This window comes from Anaerolineae bacterium, from assembly GCA_013178015.1.
Taxonomy (GTDB): Bacteria; Chloroflexota; Anaerolineae; order DRVO01; family DRVO01; genus Ch71.
This window is the reverse complement of record JABLXR010000008.1, coordinates 86,124-101,809: the sequence shown is the minus strand read 5'-3', so window position 1 is coordinate 101,809 and position 15,686 is coordinate 86,124. Positions and strand designations below refer to the sequence as shown.

At 64.7% G+C, this 15,686-nt stretch carries 9 protein-coding genes; 3 read left to right on the top strand and 6 right to left on the bottom strand.

Annotation, left to right across the window (positions count from 1 at the left end):
• Nucleotides 1-187 precede the first annotated feature (187 nt).
• Nucleotides 188-1,249 (top strand): amidohydrolase family protein, encoded by a 1,062-nt coding sequence (locus tag HPY83_04385; protein NPV07188.1) that lies wholly within the window; start codon nt 188-190, stop codon nt 1,247-1,249.
• Between the two features lie 76 nt (nt 1,250-1,325).
• On the opposite strand, the gene rpoC is transcribed toward HPY83_04385, so the two are convergent.
• The 6 genes from rpoC to HPY83_04355 all read right to left on the bottom strand — a co-directional run bounded on the left by rpoC (nt 1,326) and on the right by HPY83_04355 (nt 12,923).
• A complete protein-coding gene (rpoC, locus tag HPY83_04380) occupies nt 1,326-5,588 on the bottom strand; it encodes a DNA-directed RNA polymerase subunit beta' (protein NPV07187.1) in 4,263 nt (1,420 codons plus the stop codon).
• A 2-nt stretch (nt 5,589-5,590) separates the two neighbouring features.
• On the bottom strand, nt 5,591-9,439 hold the full coding sequence (locus tag HPY83_04375) for a DNA-directed RNA polymerase subunit beta (protein ID NPV07186.1): 3,849 nt from the start codon (nt 9,437-9,439) through the stop codon (nt 5,591-5,593).
• Nucleotides 9,440-9,893: 454 nt separating this feature from the next.
• Entirely contained in the window at nt 9,894-10,511 is a 618-nt protein-coding gene (locus HPY83_04370) for a cytidylate kinase-like family protein (GenBank protein NPV07185.1), read from the bottom strand.
• Between the two features lie 120 nt (nt 10,512-10,631).
• A complete protein-coding gene (locus HPY83_04365; protein NPV07184.1) occupies nt 10,632-10,862 on the bottom strand; it encodes a zinc ribbon domain-containing protein in 231 nt (76 codons plus the stop codon).
• Between the two features lie 8 nt (nt 10,863-10,870).
• Entirely contained in the window at nt 10,871-11,293 is a 423-nt protein-coding gene (locus HPY83_04360; GenBank protein NPV07183.1) for a hypothetical protein, read from the bottom strand.
• A gap of 4 nt (nt 11,294-11,297) precedes the next feature.
• On the bottom strand, nt 11,298-12,923 hold the full coding sequence (locus tag HPY83_04355; GenBank protein NPV07182.1) for a hypothetical protein: 1,626 nt from the start codon (nt 12,921-12,923) through the stop codon (nt 11,298-11,300).
• A 272-nt stretch (nt 12,924-13,195) separates the two neighbouring features.
• Here HPY83_04355 and mutL point away from each other — a divergent pair, with 272 nt between their 5' ends.
• Nucleotides 13,196-14,905, top strand: a complete 1,710-nt coding sequence (gene mutL / locus HPY83_04350) for a DNA mismatch repair endonuclease MutL (protein NPV07181.1) — start codon at nt 13,196-13,198, stop codon at nt 14,903-14,905.
• Nucleotides 14,905-15,612 carry a hypothetical protein gene (locus HPY83_04345; protein NPV07180.1) on the top strand — a complete coding sequence of 236 codons (708 nt, stop codon included), beginning with the start codon at nt 14,905-14,907 and terminating at the stop codon, nt 15,610-15,612. Before mutL ends, HPY83_04345 begins: the two co-directional genes overlap by 1 nt.
• Nucleotides 15,613-15,686 lie beyond the last annotated feature (74 nt).

Here is a 15,686-nt window from a genome sequence, read left to right as displayed (position 1 = left end):
TGGCTGCTCGTGGCCAACGCCCATGGTCGGCAGCCTCCGCGGCTGGCCCTCAACCAAGGCGTAGCCGCCCCCGGGGCAAGGAGGAGCTGCGCCTGCGCTTGACTCGCTTCTGCTTGCCCTGTATCTACGGGAAGAACTAGAGACCGTTCCCGGCTTGTGCCTCACGCGTCAGGCTTAAGGAGAGGGCATGACAGAGCGACTGCTCCTCGAGGACTTTCTGCCCGATTCCCAGCTGGTGGTGCCGCAGCATCAAGTGGACAGGGCGCGTTTCCCCGCCATAGACGCGCACAATCACCTCCGGTGGCTCAGCCGCGATGGCGAACCCGGTGAGCGGTCGGAACTGCCGCCTCACCTCCTCATCGAGGCTCTCGACCGCCACAACGTGCGCGGCATCGTAGACCTCGACGGTTTCGTCGGCGGCCGGCTAGATTACGCTCTGGACGTCATCAAGGCTCAGTACCCGGAGAGGGTCGCGGTGCTGGCGGCGCTTGACTGGTCGGTCTGCTCCGACCCCGGTTGGCCAACCGCCCTGGTAGAGCAGTTCACTCAGGCCGTGGCCCGCGGCGCCGACGGACTCAAGGTTTCCAAGAGCCTTGGGCTCAGATACCGCGACGAGGCCAACCGCCTGATCCCGGTGGATGACTCGCGCCTGTCCGATCTGTGGGGCGCCGTGGCCGACGCGGGCGTCTGCGTCCTCATCCATGTGGCCGACCCAGTCGCCTTCTTCCGCCCCCTGGACGGACGCAACGAGCGCTGGGACGAACTACACCTCCGCCCCGATTGGAGCTGGTATGGGCCCGAGTTCCCCTCGTTCGAGGCCCTCATGGACCAGCTCCTGGGGTTGGTAGGCAAACATCCTGGTACCTTGTTCCAGGTGGCTCACGTCGGCTCCTACGCCGAAAACCTGAGTTGGGTAGCCGATGCGCTCCTCCGGCCGCATCCCAACGTGTATTGCGACATCTCCGAGCGTATCGCCGAACTAGGCCGCCAGCCTCACACCGCCCGCAGGTTCCTCATCGAGTTCGAGGACCGAGTGCTCTTCGGCACCGATCGGCCACCTCTGGGCCCCTGGTATCCCTACTACTTCCGCTTCCTGGAGACCTTCGACGATTACTTCCCCCACGGGCCCGAGGTGCCACCGCGGCAGGGGCGGTGGAACATCCACGGCGTGGGCCTGCCCGACTCGGTGCTGGACAAGCTCTATCGTCGCAACGCCCTGCGCCTCTACCCGGGGCTCGTCGCCGACTGACTGTTACCCGCGCTTCGCAGTACCGGGGGGCGGCCCGCTGGACCGCCCCCCGGCAGTTCCCTGTGTGCCAGCCAGGCTATCCGGCCGCGTCCGGCTTCGACGCAGGCGAGGCCTCCCCCTCACCCGCCGCACCGGGCTCCAGCTCAGCCGTCAAGTTAGGCTCAGCCAACTCCAGCGCCGCGTCCTGGCCGCTGGGCAGCCCAGCCTTGGCGGCTAGCCCCGTGCCCACCGGGATGAGCTTGCCGATGATGACGCTCTCCTTCAGGCCGCGGAGCTCGTCCACGGCCCCGCGCACGGCCGCATCTGCCAGAACCCGAGTGGTCTCCTGGAATGAGGCTGCCGCCAGGAAACTGTCCGTGCTCAGAGCACCCTTCGTGATCCCGAGCAGCACGTCCTGGGCCGTGGCCGGCTCCCCGCCCTGCTCGATGACCTCGCTGTTCACTTCCTCGAACCGGAATCGGTCCACCAGCTCGCCCGGCAAGAAGTCCGTATCACCGGTGGTGCGCACGCGCACCTTCTGCAGCATCTTGCGCACGATGAGCTCAATGTGCTTGTCGTGGATGACCACGCCCTGGGCGCGGTACACCGATTGGACCTCCTCCAGCAGGTAGGTCTGCACCGCCTCACGCCCCAGCACCCGCAGTAACTCTCGCGGGTTCTTGGAGCCTTCAGTGAGCTGCTCGCCGGCCTTGACCGTCTGCCCCTTTTCCACTCGGAGCCGAGCGGAGGCCGGTATCTCGTACTCCTGCTCGATGGTCTCCTCATACCGGACCAGCGCCCGGTCCCCTTCGAAGAACACTTCGCCTGCATGCTCGGCCACGATGGCGCTGCCACCGTCCTGGCTGTCCCGCGCGATGGCCGTGCCGCTGGGCACGTGATCGCCGTCGCTGATCAGCAACTCGTGGCCCTCCGGGATCACGTGCTCCTCGCTCCGCACCGCTGAGGAGGTTATCTTCAGCTTGCGTACCTCACCTTCCCAGTAGACGTCCACCACGCCGTCAATGTCGGCGATGATGGCTTCGCCCTTAGGTATGCGGGCCTCGAACAACTCCTCCACCCGGGGCAGGCCACGGGTGATGTCCTCCCGGTCCGCTACGCCACCAGTGTGGAAGGTCCGCAGGGTGAGCTGCGTGCCGGGCTCACCGATGCTCTGAGCCGCGATGATCCCCACCGCCTCGCCCATGGCGATCATCCCACCCCGGGCCAGATCCCCACCGTAGCATAGCTGGCATAGCCCATGCCGGGCCTCGCAAGTGAGCGGAGAGCGAACGAACACCTGGTCCACGCCCATCATGGAGATCTGGCGCGCGATCCCCTCGGTGATGAGCTCGTTGCGGTCCACGATGATCTCGCCCGTCTGCTCGTCAACGACGGCAGCTCCAGCCACTCGGTTGGTGAGCCGCTCGATGAAGCTTTCCCCGAGCCGCTCCGACGACTCGCGGTCCACCCAGATCCCGCTCTCGGTGCCGCAGTCCTCCATCTCAATGATGACGTCCTGAGCCACGTCCACCAGACGCCTGGTCAGGTAGCCCGCGTCTGCGGTACGCAGGGCGGTGTCAGCCTGCCCCTTGCGGGCCCCGTGAGTGGACAAGAAGTACTCCAGCGCCGTCAGACCTTCGCGGAAGCTCGATCGAATGGGCAGCGGGATAATGCGGCCAGAGGGGTCACCCATCAGGCCCCGCATGCCAGCCAACTGCGAGATCGGTCCAATACCACCCTTGGTAGCGCCGGACGCCGTCATAGCTCCCAGCGACTCCGTAGGGCTCAACTGCATCTGTACCGCGTCGGTCAGGTCATCCTTAGCCTTGCTCCAGATGGCCACCGTGCGCTGATACTGCTCCATCTCGGTGATGAGGCCCCGGCGATAGAGCCGCTCCAGTTCCTCCACTCGATCGGTCGCCTCAGCGATGATGGCCGCCTTCGTCTCGGGGACCACTATGTCACTCACCGCGATAGTGGCACCCGACCGGGTCGCGTAGCGGAAGCCCAGCTCCTTCATCCGGTCCACCATCTGGGCAGTAGCCTTGTGGCCTAGTCGGGTGAAGCACTCGCCGACCAGTTCGTTAAGGGCCGACTTGTCCATGACCCGGTTGACGAAGCGCAACTCCTCCGGAAGAACCATGTTGAACAGCACCCGACCGGCCGTGGTCTCCAGCAACTCGACGGAGCCATCCGGACGCTGGTACCGCACCTTCACCCGGGCCCTGGGGTGCACCAGGCCCACGGTGCAGGCCATCTCCACCTCTTCCATGCTGCCGAAGACCTTTCCCTCGCCTTTGGCGCCCGGCTTCTCCGTGGTGAGGTAATGGCAACCAAGTACCATGTCCTTGGTGGGGCCCACCACCGGCTCGCCGCTAGCGGGCTTAAGCAGGTTGACGGACGAGAGCATGATGTGGCGCGCCTCGCTAACCGCCCGATCCGACAGCGGCACGTGCACCGCCATCTGGTCCCCGTCGAAGTCTGCGTTGAAGGCAGCACACACCAGAGGATGTATCTGGATGGCATTACCCTCGATGAGCACCACTTCGAAAGCCTGTATGCCCAGCCGGTGCAACGTCGGCGCACGATTCAGCAGAACCGGACGCTCCTTCACCACTTCGGCCAGGATGTCCCACACTTCGGGTGCCATCCGCTCCACCATGCGCTTGGCACTCTTGATGTTGTGCGCTACTTCTCTCTCCACCAACCGGCGCATGACGAAGGGCTTGAACAGCTCTAGCGCCATCGTCTTGGGCAGGCCGCATTGGTGCAGCTCGAGCTCTGGCCCGATCACGATCACCGAGCGACCGGAGTAATCCACTCGCTTGCCCAGCAGGTTCCGGCGGAAGCGACCTTGCTTGCCCTTCAGCATATCCGAAAGCGACTTGAGCTTCCGGCGCCCCGAGCGTGAGACCATACGGCCCCGCCGACCATTGTCTATCAGCGAGTCCACCGCTTCCTGAAGCATGCGCTTCTCATTGCGGACGATCACGTCGGGCGCTCCCAGCTCCAGAAGCCTCTTCAGTCGGTTGTTGCGGTTGATAACTCGACGATAGAGGTCGTTCAGGTCACTGGTAGCGAACCGGCCGCCATCCAGCTGCACCATGGGCCGCAGGTCAGGAGGGATCACGGGCAGGATGGTCAGGATCATCCACTCGGGGCGACTACCCGACTTGCGGAAGGCCTCCACCACCCGCAGGCGCTTGGCCGCCTTCTGCCTTCGCTGCTTGGAGTGCGTGGTGCGCAACTCATATCGCAGTTCCTCGGCCAGCTTATCTAGATCTATCTTGCGAACGATCTCATAGATTGCCTCGGCCCCCATGCCGGCGGAGAAGATGTTGCCCCACCTGCTCGCCAGGTCGTAGTAGCGACTCTCGGAGATGAGCTCGCGCTCGCGGATGGACTTGAGCTCCTCGATCTCCTCTTGCACCCGGGCGGCGATCTTGTCCGCCTCCCGCTGCGCTTCCGCTCGGATGGCCTCGCTCTCCTGATCCAGCTCGAACTGAGCCTTGTCGCGGCGGGCTCCAAGTGTCCGCCGGATCTCCTCCCGCCGGTTGTTGGCCTCGGTCTGCAGCGTGTTCAGCCGCTCCTCGGCCCATTCGGTCAGGTGCTGCAGGTGTTCTCGGGTGATGGTCTCCCCTTCGCCAACCAAGTCGCGGTCCAGACTGGCGACGCGCACCTGCCCTGGGGAAGACCGTCCGATCCGGTCCTCCAGCCATTCCTGTAGTGAGCGAGTCTCGGTCATGAGCTCGTCCGCCCGGGTGGACAGCTCCTCTTCGATGCGGGCGAAGCTCTGCTCGATCTCGTCGTTCACTGTGCCCATGCGCTCGTCGAACTCGGCTCTCAGCTCCTCGACGCGGCTCTCCGCTGCCTGCTCCAAGGCCTGGATCTCGGCCGCTGCCTCCTTCTGAAGCCTCTGCATGGTGCGATTGCGCAGGTCCTCATTCACGTCATAGACGATGTACTGAGCGAAGTAGAGAATGCGCTCCAGGTTGCGAGGCGAGATGTTGAGCAGCAGCCCCAGCCTGCTGGGAACGCCCTTGACATACCAGATGTGGGCCACCGGAGCGGCCAGTTTGATATGACCCATCCGCTCTCGGCGCACTTCCTTGCGTGTCACCTCGACGCCGCACTTGTCGCACACCACACCCCGATACCGGACGCGCTTGTACTTGCCGCAGTAGCACTCGAAGTCCCGCGTAGGGCCGAAGATGCGCTCGCAGAAAAGGCCGTCACGCTCCGGGCGCAGCGTCCGGTAGTTTATGGTCTCAGGCTTGGTCACCTCTCCGTAGGACCAGGAGAGAATCTCCTCCGGCGAGGCCAGACTGATCCTGATTCTGTTGAAGTCATTAACTTCCAAAGCTATCCTCCCCTCATTAGCCCCGGCAGCCCGGTGAGGCCACCCGGCAGACGCGGCACGCGTTCTTCCGGCTGCTCCTTGCCGAACTCGATGGTCTGCCCCTTCTCGTCGAACACCTGGATGGACAGCCCCAGACTCTGCATCTCCTTCACCAGCACTCGAAACGACTCCGGCACTCCCGGCGGCTCGATGGGCTCGCCCTTCACGATGGCCTCGTAAGTCTTGACGCGGCCGGTCACGTCATCGGACTTGATGGTCAGCATCTCCTGTAAGGTGTAGGCCGCGCCGTAAGCCTCCAGGGCCCAGACCTCCATCTCTCCGAATCGCTGCCCACCGAATTGGGCCTTGCCCCCGAGGGGCTGCTGGGTCACTAGCGAGTAGGGCCCCGTCGAACGGGCATGCACCTTGTCCTCCACCAAGTGCACCAGCTTCATCATGTTGATGTAGCCCACGGTCACCGGCTGGTCGAAGGGCTCACCAGTCTTGCCGTCATAGAGCCTCATCTTGCCCGTAGTAGGCACCGGCCACCCCGTCTCCGCCTGCACCTCGCGCGCCCGCTCCTCCAGCTGGTCGTCGGGGATGTCTGCCGCATCGTACCCGCGTTCCTCGATCCATGTTCGCCAGCAGATCGTGCGGGCCAGCTCGTCGGCCGCGGCCCGACGGGCCTGATCTGTCTCTTCCGAGCTGATGAGCACCGAATCCGGCTCGTATCCCCTGGCCCGCAACCACTCCCTCAGGATGGCGTCACGACTGTAGGCCGGGTCGCGCAGGATCCGCTCCCAGTCGTAACCGTGGTAGTTGGCCGCGGCATAGACCTGGCGTACCTCACTATCGTCTTCGAAATCGCTTTCGGCGTAGCCCTGCGCCCGGGCCCATTCCCAGGCTGGCTCACCCACATCGCGCCAGGCCCGGTCAACCAGGTAAGCGCGAGCCAGCTCGGCCGCTATCTCGCGTTCGCTCGCCCCGTCGAATACCGGGGTGATGGCCTGGAAGCCCAGGCGGTTCGCAGCCCAGCCCAGGTGCGTCTCCATGATCTGCCCAATGTTCATGCGCCCGGGTACGCCCAGGGGATTCAGGATGATCTGAACGGCCGTCCCGTCCTCGAGAAACGGCATGTCCGCGATGGGCACGATGCGCGATACCACTCCCTTGTTACCGTGACGACCGGACATCTTGTCGCCCTCGGTGAGCTTCCGCCGCTGGGCCACGCTCACCCGCACCATCTTGTCCACCCCTGCGGGGAGGTCACGGTGCTCCTCGCGGGTGAAGACCTTGACGTCCACTACCTTCCCCTTCTCGCCGTGGGGCAGCCTGAGGGAAGAGTCCTTCACCTCTCGCGCCTTCTCGCCGAAGATGGCGCGCAGAAGCTTCTCCTCCGGGGTCAGCTCCGTCTCGCCCTTAGGGGTGATCTTGCCCACGAGGATGTCGCCCGGGCCCACTTCGGCGCCGATGCGCACAATGCCCTCTTCGTCCAGGTCCTTCAGGGCTTCCTCGCCCACGTTGGGGATGTCGCGAGTGATCTCCTCCGGCCCGAGCTTCGTGTCTCGCGCTTCGATCTCGTGCTTCTCTATGTGGATGGAGGTGTACTTATCCTGGCGTACGAGCTCCTCCGAGATCAGTATGGCGTCCTCGTAGTTGCCGCCCTCCCACGAGATGAAGGCCACCAGCACGTTCTGCCCCAGAGCCAGTTCGCCCCTGCAGGTGGAGGAGCTGTCAGCGAGAGGCTGGCCACGAGAGACTCGCTGGCCCTTCTCCACAATGGGGCGCTGGTCGATGCAGGTGCTCTGGTTACTGCGGCGGAACCGGCGCAGCGGGTACTCGATCTCCTGGCCCGAACCCGACAGGACTACTATCCGCTCGCCAGTGACCGAGATTACCTCTCCGTCCTCCTGGGCCAGCAGTACCTGCCCCGAGTCCTGGGCCGCGCGCGTCTCCACACCTGTGCCTACCAGGGGCGCGTCAGGCTGCAGAAGCGGCACTGCCTGGCGCTGCATGTTAGAGCCCATTAGGGCGCGGTTGGCGTCATCGTGCTCTAGAAACGGGATCAGTGCCGCCGATACCCCCACCACCTGCTTGGGGGATACGTCCATGTACGCCACCCGCTCTATGGGCTGCATGGCATAGTTGGCACCCTGACGAGTGTCCACGCGGTCTTCCACGAACCGCCCATGCTCATCCAGGGGAGCGTTCGCCTGGGCGATGACGTACTTCTCCTCATCGTCGGCGCTCAAGTACTCTATCTGATCGGTCACCCGTGGCCGGATGAGGAACTCCTCCCGCGGCAGCTGCGCCAGACGGAGCGCCAAGTCCTCGTCTATCTCCTGCCCAGCCCGGGCAATGGTCTCGCCTTCGTGAACGACGTCCTCCCGTAGGATCTCGCCCACCATCAGGTCGAGCGAGTTGGCGACGCGGTTCACGACCTTGCGGTACGGAGTCTCCACGAACCCGTACTCGTTCACCCGCCCGAAAGTTGCCAATGACCCGATGAGCCCAATGTTCGGGCCCTCGGGGGTCTCGATGGGACAGATGCGACCGTAGTGGCTGTGATGCACGTCGCGGACGTCGAACCCGGCCCGATCACGGTGCAGCCCGCCCGGCCCCAATGCCGACAACCGGCGCTTGTTGTTGAGCTCCGCCAGGGGGTTGGTCTGGTCCATGAACTGGGAGAGCTGGCTGCCCCCGAAGAACTCGCGCATGGCGGCTACGACAGGCCGGATATTGACCAGCGACACCGGCGTCAGTCGCTCGGGGTCGCGAATGCTCATTCGCTCCCGGACGACGCGCTCCATGCGCAGCAGCCCGATGCGGAGGTGGTTCTGGATCAGCTCCCCTACTGTCTTCACCCGGCGATTGCCCAAATGGTCTATGTCGTCCGCCTGGCCGTCTCCGTTATTGAGCTGGATCATGCGGCGCACGATGGCCACCAAGTCGTCCTTGATCAACGTGCGACGAGCCTCAGAGCTGCTCGGCCGGAGGCGTCGGTTGAGCATATAGCGGCCCACTCGGCTCAGATCGTAGCGCCGCGGGTCGAACAGCAGGCCCTGCAGAAAGCTGCGCGCGTTGTCCGCCGTAACCGGGTCACCCGGGCGCAGACGACGGTAGAACTCCATCACCGCTTCGGAGGCCGACTTAGTGGGATCGCGCTCGATGGTAGCTACGACGTAGTCGTGCTCCTCCGACACGTTGGCATCCTCGAAGAGAGCCAGAAGCTCCTCGTCCGTGCCTTCCTTGATCGGGCTATCCAGCAGACCGTCTTCCACCACGCCCAAGGCCCGCAGGAGCAGGGTTACCGGGAGCTTGCGCTTTCGGTCCACCTTGACCGAAAGGATGTCACGGCGACTGGTCTCAAACTCCAGCCAGGCCCCCCGGTCAGGGATTAGCTTGGCCATGCACAGGTTGCGGCCCGTGGTGCGATCCTCCTCTATGGTGAAGTAGCACCCCGGAGAGCGAATTAGCTGAGATACCACCACCCGCTCGGCACCGTTGACGATGAAGGTGCCGTTCTCGGTCATGAGCGGGAAGTCGCCCATGAAGACTTCCTGTTCCGAGATCTCACCCGTCTCCCGGTTCACCAACCGGGTCCGCACCCAGAGCGGGGCCGCATAGGTCATGTCTCGCTCGCGACACTGGGCTTCATCGTAGGTCGGCTCGCCGAAGCGATAGTCACCGAAATGCAGCTCAAGTTGCTTATTGAAGCTTACTATGGGAGAGACCTCATCAAACAGATCTCGCAGCCCTTCCCTAGCCAGCCAGTCGAACGACTCCCTCTGCACCTCAATCAAAGGAGGAAGCGCCAGGGCTTCGTGGATCTTGCTGTAGGACTTGCGATTGCCGTTGCGAGAGTCAAACATAGTCGCCAATTCTCCTTCCAGAAGGGAACGCAGCTGGTCCCACATGGACCCGGTCCGGCCGGGTGTTCTCCGGTCGCACGCTCCGGCAAAGAACGAGCGAGCTACCTCCGAAGCGAAGGTGCCCAAGCCATCCCACGCGGCCTGAGCAGACACGCGCGGCCCTGCGCCAAAGCGTCAGGGCAACGTCAAGCAGCGCTCGACTGCGAGCGCCGCGCGAAGTTGGATTCCGTTTCTACTTGATGGCACCACTGGAAAGGGGATACAATAGGAGTGTCGTGCCACACCACCTGTAGGCACTGCTTGTGTATGAGTCGCCCGCGAGACCCAGCCTGGCCCAGCCCACCGTGCTTAGACCGCTCCGATACCAAGTTGTTAGTCTACCATAGGGCCAGACGGTTGTCAAAACCAGCAGCAGGTGCGGCTCTGCCCCTCGTCGTCCGCGCCCGCAATCCCATCAGGCTGAGTCGAGCGATCTAGCCGCGGCCAAGATGATCTGAACCGCTACCGCGGGCGCGATCCTTCCAGTATCCACCATCAGGTTGTAGTAATCGGGATTCCGCCAATTAGCGTTGTTGTAGTAGCGCTTGATGTACCCGGCCCGTTCCGCGTCTCCTGAGCGCACGACACGTTGAGCGGCCTCCCTGGAGACTTGCTGGCTCTGCATCACTCGGGCAACGCGCACTGCCTCCGGGGCGTAGATGTGCACATGCAGCGCGTCCGGGCGGTCCTGGAGCACAAATTGAGAGCCTCGGCCAGCGATCACGCAAGGCTGGCTCGCCAGCTCCCGGATCGCCTGGCTCACATACTCCAAGTAGAGGGAGTCCGCCAATTGCTGTCGCCTCCCCGCTTGGCTACGCCGCACCAGCCCTACCATGTCGCTCGAGGAGAAGGTCCTCTCCTGAGCCGCCTCCCTCTCCTTGGCATCAAGCACTTCCTGTGGCAGCCCGCCCTGCCGGGCAGCTTCCTCGATGATCTCCCTGCCGACGTACCTGACTCCCAGCTCCCGCGCTACCTCCTCACCAATGGCATCGCCCTCGCTACCGGTCTCTCGGGAAATGGTCACCACGGCCATCGCCTCTTGCCTCCCGGGAAAGCGACGGGACCACCCTGGTGGGCGCTCCCCTGGGTCAGAACTGGCCTCCGCACCTTCGGTCAGGGCCCGCTCTGACGGGGCTCACGTCCGCGTGAAGTCTCAGCTGGTTCTACAGGTGGCGCAATTGCCCCCGGCACAGGACCCACACCCGCCCCCGACGGCGTGGCTCCCTGCAGAACCTTTGCTGAAGGCCGCGAAGCGTGACAAGAGCCGTCGGACCTCGGTCCCGCCACAGCTCTGACACGCTGCCGGCTCATCCGCCCGGGCAGCGCTGCAGACGCGCTCGAACCGGGCGCCGCACGTCTGGCAAGCATACTCATACAGAGGCATCTACACACTCAGTTATCGGCATCGGTGGCGCGGATACCGTAATACGAACGGCCGCGCACCAGCAACCGCAGAATCGTCTCTGGATCCCTCCGCGCCAATCGCTGCCAGATCTCGAGCGGGGACAGGGGACTGTTACCGTTGGCGAGAAACAGCCGGAAGACTGCCGTCATCAAGCTCGTGTCGCTGGCGACGAACTCGGGCCGCTCGGCGCAGCAAGTCCGAAGGCTGTGCCAGAGGCCATCCACCCGATGCACCTCCGCCGTCTCCGGGTCTACCCAGTCTATGGTCTCAGTCCCTCTATGAGTGGCGAGGCTGAGGCGACAGCCGGGGCAGAGATGGTGCCACAGCTCGACCCGGAAGTTGCGCCCCTGCTGTTCCCACCAGTCCAGGTCTATCTGGAAACGAGTCTGCACCGTGGGTTTAACCTGCATTAGCTCACCGCTCCTGAGAAGCCGCTCGCTCGTCCATAGCGAAGTAGCCACTGCCTACCGCGACGTAGCGCCAGTCCAGCGACAGCTCCGCCAGGATAGGCTCCGGGGGACACCGGCGGAGGACATTGACGGCCGAGTACAGAGTGTTGAAGTGCACTGTGCCCTGAGGACTGAGCTTGGCCAACTCGCCGAAGACCTCCCGAAGCAGCTCCGCCACCGGGCGACGCGCCGCCATCGTCCGACGCCATAGCCGGTCCGACGCCTCACGAGAGTCGTCCAACATGATCAAGGTCTCGTCGAATTCCACGCCCATGGGCTGCCGCCTTATCTCGAAGCCCAGCCGATCGTCAGCAACAACGGCCACCCGCACGTACTCCCGCTGAGTTCTCCTCTTGGCCCGATAGGCCACTCGCAGCACGTCGGGCTCTTCCGTGCGAGAGAGAGAGAGGTAGCCGCCCGAAGGAATCTCGTGGCGCTGGTACCATTCTGCCAGACCAGAGGCATAGCCGCCCTTGTGGGAGACCCACACAGTCAAGCGTTCGTGGTTCTGCTCGTCCACCAAAGTGACGATGCTCATCCCCTCTTCTCGGCGCGGCAGCACCGAGGTGATCGGACTGGCCAGAGGCAACGTGCCTGCCCTCCAGTGGGGATAGGGAAGGGCAAACTCCACCTCTGTCTCCCCTGCGGCAGGAGCCGGAGCCGATGAACCGACCGAGCTGAGCTCGTCGGGGATACCCCAGATCAGGCCTAGCGCCTCGGTGGGTATGGCCTCCATGCTGAAGGAAACGGGCTCGTACCGCAGGCGCTCCGGCGTCTCCAACACGGACTGCGGCACCAGCCGGTGGAGGAGCCACAGGTGCTCCCCCTCGCTCCCCACATCCACAAACCGCTCGTCCTGACTCAGAGCCAGCTCCAAAGCAAAGGTGGCGATCTCGGGCGTACCCGCTTCCAGCTCGATCTGCTCCAGTATCTCGGCCGTGCTCAGAGGCCCCTGGACTCCATCAGTGCCACGGGCTTGCTCCCAGGTGACCTCGATTACCGCCTCCGCCAGGTTGAGATAGCCGACATGCACCTCGGGCATGAGCTCCCGCACCAGCCAGAGCCCGTCGTTGGTCACAAACCCGATCTCGCTCTCGGCCATTGCCTCGGCCAGCACTGCCATGACACTCCCGCGGTGCGCCCGGTATATCTCCTCCGGCGAAGGTGCACTCTCGAGCTCGCCCGGCCCGCGTATGAGCTCGTTCAGGGGATGGTCCTCCTGGTACTCGGAGGCAAACTCGCGAACCTGCTCGCCCAGCTGAACGGCGATCACCTTGAACGGAGCATGTCCTGGCCAATGACCCTCGCGCTTGGCCGTCACCACACCAGTCGCGAACTCGAGCGCCGGGAAGATCAGCTCCTCGCCTTCCTCATACGCGTCGGCAGGGCGGTAGAACCGGCCCTGCTCCATCAGCCTTCGGACGCGGTCACGTTCCTGGTGCACGCGCCGAAAAACGACCGCCCGCGCCAACTCGTCGGTTGCCACGGGCCGCCTCGCGTCCACGATGAGCTCGCGCAGGGCTTCCAGGTCTTCGGCGTCGGGCCTGAACTTACGCCAGTACTCCGGGTCCTGGGTGCGACGAACCTGCACTCACAATCCTCCGACGTCTTGATTCACAGCCAACAAAGCAGTCTACCACTAGCTCAGCCCACAGACAAACACGGGCAAGGGAATAGGTTACAGGGGATAGGGGATAGGTTACAGGTTGCGGGGAACTGGGGGACAGGGGCCAATGCCGGCGAGAGCGGGGTGCCTGGACGTGCCCATCCCGTGAGGTTCGACCGCGTGACGCCCCTGCCCACTGTCCCCTATCCCCTGTGCCCTGTAACCTATTCCCCGCTCCTGGGGTATAATCCACTGCCATGCCTATCAGCGTGCTGCCGCCCGAAGTAGTAGAGAAGATCGCCGCCGGTGAGGTGATCGAACGGCCCGCGTCCGTCGTCAAGGAACTGGTGGAGAACTCGCTGGACTCGGGTGCATCGCGGATCGAGGTGCACGTGGCCGATGCGGGCCTGACCGAGATCACGGTGCAGGACGATGGCTGCGGCATTCCCGCCGCCGAGGTCGAAGTGGCCTTCCGCCGCCACGCCACCAGCAAGCTGCTCTCGCTCGACGATCTGGACCGGCTGCGTACCCTGGGATTCCGGGGCGAAGCGCTCGCTAGTATCGCTGCCGTCTCCGACGTGACCCTTTCCACTCGGCACCGCGGTGAGCCGGTGGGATCGCGAGTGCGGGTGCGCTTCGGCCAGAAGCCTGAGAGCCAGCCCGAGGCCCACGGTCGGGGCACCATGGTCACCGTACGCGACCTCTTCGCCAACGTTCCCGCTCGCCGCCGTTTCCTCCGCCGTCCCTCCACCGAGACCCAGCAGGTCGTGTCTCTGGTGTCTCGCTACGCTGTGGCTCACCCAGAGGTATCGTTCGCTCTCACGGTGGACGGGCGCCCAGTCCTCCGCACGGTCGGAGGCGGCCTTCTCGATGCCATCCGACGCGTGCACGGGCCCGAGGTGGGAGATGCACTCATCCCCTTCGATCGAAGGGAGGAGGGCCTCCGGGCTTACGGCTATGCCGGGCCTCCCCACCTTCACCGCTCCTCATCCCGGCACATGGACACGTTTGTCAACGGCCGCCTGGTACAGGACCGGCTCCTGACCCGGGCCACCATGGAAGCTTACCGCGAGCTACTCCCCACCCGCCGCTACCCCTTGGTCATCCTGCTGCTGGAGTGTGACCCCGCTGAGGTGGACGTGAATGTCCACCCCGCCAAGGCCGAGGTACGCTTCGCCGACCCCGACCGCGTCTTCCAGGCGTCCTATCGTGCCCTACGGGAAGCGGTAGCTGATCCTGCCATCGTCCCCTCGTTTGGCTTTCCTGCCCGCGATGACCCCGACCCGGACAGCAGGCAGGCTCTCCTGCGGTTGGTCCCGGCCGGGGGGCGGGGTGATGAGGACGGCTGGGACAGGCAGGAGCCCGGCCAGATGCCGCCGGCTTCGCTTTCGTCTCTCCCCCCATTGCGCCCCGTGGGTCAGGTGCAGCTCACCTACATCGTGGCCGAGGGCCCAGACGGGCTCTACCTCGTGGACCAGCACGCTGCCCACGAGCGTGTCCTGTACGAGAAGTTCATGTCCCAGAGATCGGCCGGCCGCCCTGAGTCGCAGGCGTTGATCTCGCCCACCACGGTGGACCTGGGAGCAGAACGCGCCTCGCGACTTGACTCGGTGCTGCCCCGGCTCAGGGAGATGGGCTTTGACGCCGAGGCCTTCGGCCCCGGCACTGTCATTCTGCGGAGCGTGCCCGCTATGCTCGCCCAGCGCGGCACCTCGGTGGAAGATGCCCTAACGGATGTGGTGGACTCGCTCGCCCTCGGCGAAGAAGAGCGCTGGCTGGAGCACAGTCTAGTGAGGTTGGTGTGTCACTCAGCCCTGCGCGCCGGCGAGGCGCTGGACTATGCCGAGATGCGGCAGTTGTTGCGGGATCTGGAGGCCACCAGCACCCCCCGCACCTGCCCACATGGACGGCCAACCATGCTCTACCTCAGTGCGGCCCAAGTGGAGCGGGAGTTCCGCCGACACTGATGATCGATGATCGCGATGGCCGGGCTATGCCCGGCCCGGCCCGCACCATCCCGGACCCGTCCGGGGCGGCAAGGGTCGAGGATGGGAGTATCGTCTTGGACGATCAGCGTAACCACACTGACTCAACTCGCAACACAGGTGGCCTTCGACCGCCAGTCCCAACGGCTCTAAGCCGCCTCTTGCTGCGCGCCCTGGCCGATGGCCTCACTCTCTCCAGAGTGGGCATGGCCGGCCTCCTTGTCTTCCTGGGCCTGCGCCAGGGTCAGGAAGCACTGCCGCTGGCCGTCGCTATCATCATCGCTGGCTGGACAGCCGATACCGTGGATGGGCACCTCGCCCACCTTGCCGGCGGCGAGGGGCAGACCTTGATCGGTCGCCACGACGTCACCATAGACGTGGCCTTCTCCTTGGGCGGGCTGGCCTACTTCGCCCTCTCCGGATACCTTTCCCGGTGGTTGGCTCTGGTGTACGTCCTCGTGGCCGCCATTGCCTTCCTCGTGCGCCCCGCCCGGGTCACCGCCATCCTGCTTCAGATGCCTACCGCGGTCCTGCCAGCCGTGGTCACCTTCGTGCATGACCGACGCTTGCTTGCCGTACTGGTGCTCTGGGCCTTGGCCTTGCTTGTCCTGGACCGGCGCCGGTTCTCCTGGCGCCTGAGCCAGCTAGGCCGCGGCCTGTCCGACCTGCTGGGAGGCGGCCGCCTCTGACAGCACTCCGACGCGGTCCGGCCCACTGGGCAGCAGAGCCAGCCGCCTGCTCCCATCTAGGTCCGAGTGCCCTC